The following is a 7,254-nucleotide window of genomic DNA, read 5'->3' as shown; positions in this document are numbered from 1 at the left end:
GTTCTTCCCTACTTGCGAAAATTCCTACGGAATTTTCACGGGTTCGTTAAAGTTTGCTAACTTAGTCGCTAAACCACGCAACTAACCATACACAAACACGTTGTAAGCAAGCTGAAAAGCCAGCCGCACAAACAGCACATTTGCTTTTTTGCCGCCACATAAGCCAACGCTGAAAAAACCAAAAGAGCTGTTTTTTGCCAACGCACGAAATGATAAATTAAATTTGAAGAATGAATTTTAATCAAATAAATATAGAGTTAAATAATGAGCGATTGACATTAAAGCCAATTACTCAAAATGATAGAACATTTATAAACGAGGTGTTTCAAGACAAGGATATAAAGCATTACTATATTGTGCCAAAGGAAGCTCAACAAGATTATAGAAGACTTGTAGATTATTGGTTAAATGATAACAAAAATGGAGCAGGAACTTGTTGGATAATTTATGAAAATGCTACAAATATCTTTTCTAGAAATAAGCCTTGTGGTTTTATCGCATTCGAATTTAGAGATACATTAAAAAATGCTCGAATTAGTTACGCAATACTTCCTAAATTCAGAACAAAAGGTATTGCAACTTTAGGGTCTGAATTGATTATTACCAAGTTAAAAGAACAGAATGTATTAACAATTGAAGCTGATATTGACCAAGATAATTTAAGTTCTGAAAAAGTAGTTGAAAAACTCGGATTTACAGCTAATAAAGGTCACGCACTTGTTGACCCGGAAATGCTTAGAGATGGCGAAATACGTTTAAGAGCATTATGGAAAAAACACCTTGTAGAAATTAATACAACTATATTAAATAATCAACTAGCATTAGACACTTCTAATGAGAAAATTGTGCCTTTACTAAATCAATTAGTAACTGAAATAGAATCTAAAGGACAACAACCAAAATTGATGCTTCGCTATTTCTATTTATTAGGGCGAATTAAATTTAATGAAAAAAATTATGAGGAAGCTAGGTCTCTTTTTGGAGGATGTAATATGACTGTAGGAAATGATGAATTTCCAGACACACACTTATACTTTTATTGGCTAGGTAGAATTAATGAAGCTGAAGAAAGTATTGAACTTGCTGTCTCTTGTTATGAGCAAGCGAATGAGAAATTCAATATTGACTCAACTGACGTATCAAAAAATGATATTGAAGTCGCATTAAAAAAGCTACAATAACAAAATAAATTCAGCTTTTTGATATGAAAAAATATTCTGCTAATTACTCTTACACCAACCATAATTTTGTCATTCAGAATCTAACCAATCCGAGAAAAGAATCAGAATTTTTATCGGCAATTCTAATAGTCAAAAACTTAATTCAAAGAGGAAAACCTACTTTGATGAGCCAATATTTACAAAGTATTTATGGTTCAATTCACAAAGAAACAGAGCTCTTTAAAAAACCCTTTGTTTTAATAAATCAGTCTAACCTAAAATGGAATAACACTATAAAAGGAGATGAAGAAAACAACTATTTTCCTGCAAGAACATTTTTAGAAGAGAGAATTAGTGAAGATTTATCAGAGTACGATTTTATCAAACAATTAATAATTCCCGAAATTGAAATTAATCAAATCACGCAACGAAATGATGAAAATTTCAGACATCAATGTGTTGATTTTTTCTTGCCACAAGCAAATTTAGTAATAGAAATAGACGGACAACAACACAAAGAAGAAGTTGAACGAGTTGTCGATTCTATCAGAGATAATCATTTAACCTTATCAAAGATTTTAACTGTTAGAATTGACACGAGAGATTTAGAGGAAAAAAACTCAATTTACTTTGAGAAAATTGAGCAAATAAAAAATCAACTTGACAAGTATTCAAGGTTTCTAAATTTATATAAAACAAATTTCAATCTCAGCTTCGCAGAGATTCCAAAAGAAATAAAAAAAACAAAATTATTGCCTACGGCAATAATTCGTTTTCAAGTTTTGATTCTTGAATTACTCGAAAATGGCATCTTAAACTTTGAAGATGATAAATGGGTTTTTGAAATAAAAAATCAAGATGTTTCTGATTATGAAAATCATTCAATTGAAGATATTTTTGAATGGATGTACCACCTATTAAACTTGCAGAAAATTCCATTTAAAGAACCACAAATTGAAATTAAAAACGTTAAAGGTTTTAGTAATGATAATTGCGTAAAAATAGACTTTAGTATATTTCAAAGATGGACTGACGAAAACGCATTAAATGATGATGTAATTTACGTGAGAACTGACTATTTAGACTTATTTCATAATCGAAACAAAAACAAATTAGACCGAGTTAATTACTTTACACTAAGTACTTCAACAAAATATAATTATAAACTTCTTTTTAATGAAGAGTCTAATGATTTAGAAAATTTAGGGTTTTTTCTAAAAAATATTTTTGAATACGATAAATTCAATAATGGTCAAATTTCAATAATTCAAAACGTTTTAGAAAACAATACAACAATTGGTTTGCTTCCAACAGGTGGTGGAAAATCTTTAACCTATCAACTTGCTTGCCTTTTACAACCTTGTATTAGTTTCGTAGTTTGTCCGATTAAATCTTTAATGTATGACCAAATTAAAGACCTTGACCAAGCATACATACAAAATATTGAATCAATAAATAGTGACGTAATTGGTGCTGAACGAACAGAAATATTAGACAATTACAGCAATGGAAAATATTTCTTTGTATTCATTTCGCCAGAGAGATTTCAAACAAAAGACTTTAGAGAAAGGTTAATAGCAATAAATTCGCAGTTAAATTTTTCATACGCAGTTATAGATGAAGTTCATTGTTTATCAGAATGGGGACACGATTTTAGAACTTCTTACTTGAATCTATCCAACACTATCAAAAAATATTGCCCAACAATAAATTTTTTAGGACTAACAGCAACTGCATCAGTTAACGTTTTAAAAGATATTCAATTAGAATTTAATACTGACCAAAAGAATGTAAAAACTCTAACTGATTATACTCGACCAGAGTTAGAGTTTATTGTTATAAATGACAACGGTAAAAAGTATCAAGAAATTACAACTATTGTAGATAACCACAATCAAGTAGATAATATCTTCGATTTAGATTCTGAAAGCCCAAAATGTGGTTTAATATTTACACCTTTTGTAAATGGTACAAATGGGTGCTTTGACTTATCAAGTAAACTAACCACTAATTTTAATGTTCCAGTAAAATTTTATTCTGGTTCAAAACCCAAAAATTATCAAAACGATTTAGATTTTGAAAAATACAAAGTAAAAGTTCAAGACGAGTACAAACAAAATAAATTCACATTACTTACAGCTACAAAAGCTTTTGGAATGGGAATTAATAAGAAGAATATAAGTTTTACAGTCCATTATGGCATGCCAGCTTCAATGGAATCACTTTATCAAGAAGCAGGTAGAGCTGGAAGAGATAAAAGTGATGCAAAATGTTATGTTTTACTAACAGAAGAAAATCCCGAAACTAATGTTGAAACAATATTTAACCCAGAATCGACTTATGAAGAAATTCAATCTTTAACAGAAAAAGTTAAATGGGATGGTCAAGACGTTTTTCGACAAATTTTCTTGTATCAAAATGGGTTAGATTCAATATCTAAAGAATTAGAACTCGTTACACTACTTCATAATACATATTCAGAATCAGGTACATCAAAAGTTGTTTATGCAAGAAACTTAGCGTCTAATAAAGCTAAAGTCGAAAAAGCCATTTATCGATTATCAAATTTAGGTGTCATTGCAGATTGGACTGTTGATGATTTTTTCAATGGAGTTTTTACTGTTACATACAACACTTTTACTGAAGAAAGTATAAAATCTACTTTACTCAAATTCATTAAAAAATATATTGATGATTTTGAATTCGACAACAATCCTGATAGAATAAAATATACAAATATTTTAGACGATAATAGCTTACCAAAATTTGAACGTTTAGTGAAAATTTTACTACAATGGTCTTATGATAAATTTGGAACGAACAGAAGAGAATCTTTAAAAAATGTTTATGAAAACTGTTTAAAATATGATGATACAATTGAAGGTAAAGAATCCTTCAAAAAATCATTAGAAGCATACTTTAAGTTCACAGAGGCAACTTACATTTTACAACACATTGCAGAAAATAATAATAAAGACATTACAAAATGGTTTCAAGTGTTTTATGACGAAAACAATAACTTTATAAATAAGGGTTCATTAATCGACTTAAAAGGTAATTTACAACGCTTTTTAGAGAGTTTTCAATCTAACACAGGTCTGAACTTAATAAACGGATTAACCAATTTACTATTATCAGAATCATTTAATAAAATTGAAGAACAAAGGTTTTCAAAATCATTCGATACAATTTCAAATTACGAAGATTCAACCTTTGATTTTATTATCGACCACATTCTTGAAATATCTAAAAGAATAGAGCAAAAAGGGAAAATAGTATTGTTGAAGTTCTTGTACAAATTCAGTAAAACAGAAGAAGAAAAACTAAGATTTGCAAAAGAATTAGGAGACACAGAAACGATATTAATTCATTACAACAATAGACTTAAAAGCATTAATAAAAATATAGAATATGGATTTAGAAAAATTGGATAATGTTGTGAATGATTTAGAACACAATTCGAAACAACTAAAAGATTTTACCGCTGTTTATTCAGAGATAAGTTCGCTTCAAACGAATATTAGCCGAAACTTAGAATTAATCGAAGAAAACAATAAAAGTTTAAACTCAGTAAGTGATGTAATCAAAAAAAAGACGGAAGAAAATACTGAGCAACTAAAAGTTACAAATGATTTTCTGGAACAAAAAATTGGAGAGATTTACAAAGACAATAAATCTTTTCAAAAAGAACTTGACGCAACACTTATTACAAGACTTGACAAACATAAATCTGACATTCAAGTTGAAATTAGAAACGAAGGAACTCAAATTCAACGTGCATTTGAAACTACTTTAAATTCTAACTTTAACACGATGGAAAGTAAAATAAAAGAACGTTTTGAATTGCAATCTAAGGAGTTGAAAACATTGAAAATTTTAGTTTTTGTTTTAATCGCAATTGGAATAGGCCTAGGAGTTGGTTTATACTTGAAATAGCCAACGCTAAAAAGCCATACACATTTGCAATTTGCACCATCCAACGCTACGCCAAAAATTGCAAAAGAGGATGTCTTGCCAACGCACCCTTCCGAACAAGCATTAAAACTTCGGAAAACCAATCAGGACGTGGAAAGCCAGCTTACAACAATGTATAAAAATAATAGCGGTTTTATCGCCAAAACAAAAGTAAGTAAATATAAATAAGGTCTGTGTTTAACCGAAAAGTTAGTGCAATTTATCCGCTACTATTCTTATACTAGACCGTTGGCAGTAATAGAAAAAAAACTAACCAAAAACCAATATTATGAAATCAAAAATTTATTTAGTCTTATTTGCTCTAATTATCGGAAATATGACTTTTGCTCAAAAGAAAGTACAAATACCATATTTTGAAACACTTTCTGGAACCGAAATTTGCGGAACAAAGAATTGTAATCCAACAAACGGGATTTGGCAAAAAATTAAAGGAGGTTATTTATTCGATGGCGATTTAACAGAAATATTTGGAAGAAAATTCAAAAAAGGAATTTTTATAAATTCTAAATGTGCTTCAAGAAAACCAACAGAAAATGAATTTACTACTTTAAAAAGTGGAAGTTTAAAAGGTACTCTGAAAACTGAAAAGAAAAAAGAGTTTGATTCAAAAATCAATGCTGACCTTTCGAAGATTATTAATGACAATATTGACGCTGACGCATCCGTAAAAGCTGAATTATTAGCTGAACTTAAAAGAACTATTGAAAGTAAATCAAATTCAAAAATTGAATTAGAGTATAAAATTGTCCAAATCAAAAACAATTATTTAGACAATGAAATTGATGAATGCCAGAAAAGTTTAAAAAAGAAAGAAAGAGTTATTATTGGAGTTAGTGTTATAACTGTAAGCGGTAGTTGGAATTCGGAAACATTAAAAGACGTATTTGCGACGTTTGAGGCTAATGCAAGTGCTTATGAAACGATGACAGCGGAATTAAAAACTAAATATGAATTAGATAAAGAGAAAGCTTTAAAAGCTAAATTTGACCCATTCTCAATGATATTTAATGTGTCATATTTATTTGCGGAAAATGAATAACTACTACTGCCAACACCGTGTATAATTCATTGCTAGTTATAGCCTACTTACGAAAGTCCTCGCGGACTTTCTATCTGTGATTTATTTGCTAACTTTAGTGCTTAAACACGCAACGAAATCATACACAACAACGTTGGCAAACATATAACCGAACAATGAGATTCATCTACATAATTCTATTACTAATTCTAACTTTTGGTTGTTCCCCTAACAATAACACATCGGAATTTGAAAAAGTTTTAGGAAAAGAAAATAACGAAACTCTGACTTTACTCGTGAACGACTTTGAAAATGACTTCCTAAAAAAGCAGTATCCTAATTCTGAGCTAAACGAATCTTACAAAAGATTCTTGATTGATTATAAAAATGGAAGCCTCGAAAATTGGGTACCATTGCCAAAAAAAATAACAGAAAGATTTAATTCAAGTCAATTGGAAAAAGAAATGTATTATCATCCAGATTCAGTTTGGATTTTACCAAATAGTTCCTTTGATAAAGTAGAAGAAGATTCCTTGATATTTTTAGAAATAAATCGACCTTATATAAAATTAAGAAAAAAAGACTTGATACTCTCGAATCCTGAAAAAACAATCTATGAATATGAACGTCACCAATATCTAAAAATAGATTCTTTAACCAATAAGGATTCGCTTATTAACAAGTTTTTAAATATAAAATATACTAATAGATTTGGCGGAAAATATGTTATAGCTACTAATTATATCAGAAAACTAGGTGGATTTTACGAAAAGTTTTCTGACCGTAAAGGAATTATAAGTAAAGAACAATTTTGTGAGTTAGTCTTAACAGAAGCTGATTTGAATGACGAACTAGTTCGGAAATTAATTTTATTGGAATTAGTATTATAAATACGATTTGCCAACACCGTGTATAATTAATTGCTTGTGACTTGCCTACGTGGAAATTCCTGCAGAATTTCCTCTCGTTCGGTTCATTTTTGTTAAATTAGTTGCTTAACCACGCAACTAACCATACACAAACACGTTGTAAGCAATTACAGATTTTACGCGGTCAATATCTCCAAGGGTTGCGGAAAAAGGGAAAGGACGGATTATTTAT

General features: G+C 29.6%; 6 protein-coding genes. All 6 read left to right on the top strand.

Annotation, left to right across the window (positions count from 1 at the left end; genetic code table 11):
- Positions 1 to 230: 230 nt before the first annotated feature.
- The 6 genes from ACFQ13_RS03770 to ACFQ13_RS03745 all read left to right on the top strand — a co-directional run bounded on the left by ACFQ13_RS03770 (position 231) and on the right by ACFQ13_RS03745 (position 7,043).
- Positions 231 to 1,181, top strand: coding sequence for a GNAT family N-acetyltransferase (locus ACFQ13_RS03770; protein WP_386114175.1), 951 nt, complete (start codon positions 231 to 233; stop codon positions 1,179 to 1,181).
- Positions 1,182 to 1,204: 23 nt separating this feature from the next.
- Complete coding sequence (locus ACFQ13_RS03765; protein WP_386114172.1) at positions 1,205 to 4,594, top strand: RecQ family ATP-dependent DNA helicase; 3,390 nt, start codon at positions 1,205 to 1,207, stop codon at positions 4,592 to 4,594.
- On the top strand, positions 4,572 to 5,096 hold the full coding sequence (locus ACFQ13_RS03760; protein ID WP_386114169.1) for a hypothetical protein: 525 nt from the start codon (positions 4,572 to 4,574) through the stop codon (positions 5,094 to 5,096). The genes ACFQ13_RS03765 and ACFQ13_RS03760 overlap by 23 nt, the downstream gene beginning before the upstream one ends.
- Positions 5,097 to 5,120: 24 nt before the next feature.
- Complete coding sequence (locus ACFQ13_RS03755; RefSeq protein WP_386114166.1) at positions 5,121 to 5,303, top strand: hypothetical protein; 183 nt, start codon at positions 5,121 to 5,123, stop codon at positions 5,301 to 5,303.
- A 100-nt stretch (positions 5,304 to 5,403) separates the two neighbouring features.
- Entirely contained in the window at positions 5,404 to 6,174 is a 771-nt protein-coding gene (locus ACFQ13_RS03750) for a hypothetical protein (protein ID WP_386114165.1), read from the top strand.
- A 155-nt stretch (positions 6,175 to 6,329) separates the two neighbouring features.
- Positions 6,330 to 7,043, top strand: coding sequence for a hypothetical protein (locus ACFQ13_RS03745; RefSeq protein WP_386114163.1), 714 nt, complete (start codon positions 6,330 to 6,332; stop codon positions 7,041 to 7,043).
- Positions 7,044 to 7,254 lie beyond the last annotated feature (211 nt).

The organism is Winogradskyella rapida (assembly GCF_042675845.1).
GTDB classification, from domain to species: domain Bacteria; phylum Bacteroidota; class Bacteroidia; order Flavobacteriales; family Flavobacteriaceae; genus Winogradskyella; species Winogradskyella rapida.
Note: the sequence above shows the minus strand (reverse complement) of the source record. Positions and strands in the feature narration are given on the sequence as shown.

Bases quoted from the DNA above. Each gene is read 5' to 3' on its own strand.
- ACFQ13_RS03765 (WP_386114172.1), top strand. From the start codon at position 1,205: ATGAAAAAATATTCTGCTAATTACTCTTACACCAACCATAATTTTGTC.
- ACFQ13_RS03745 (WP_386114163.1), top strand. From the start codon at position 6,330: ATGAGATTCATCTACATAATTCTATTACTAATTCTAACTTTTGGTTGT.
- ACFQ13_RS03770 (WP_386114175.1), top strand. From the start codon at position 231: ATGAATTTTAATCAAATAAATATAGAGTTAAATAATGAGCGATTGACA.
- ACFQ13_RS03750 (WP_386114165.1), top strand. From the start codon at position 5,404: ATGAAATCAAAAATTTATTTAGTCTTATTTGCTCTAATTATCGGAAAT.
- ACFQ13_RS03760 (WP_386114169.1), top strand. From the start codon at position 4,572: ATGGATTTAGAAAAATTGGATAATGTTGTGAATGATTTAGAACACAAT.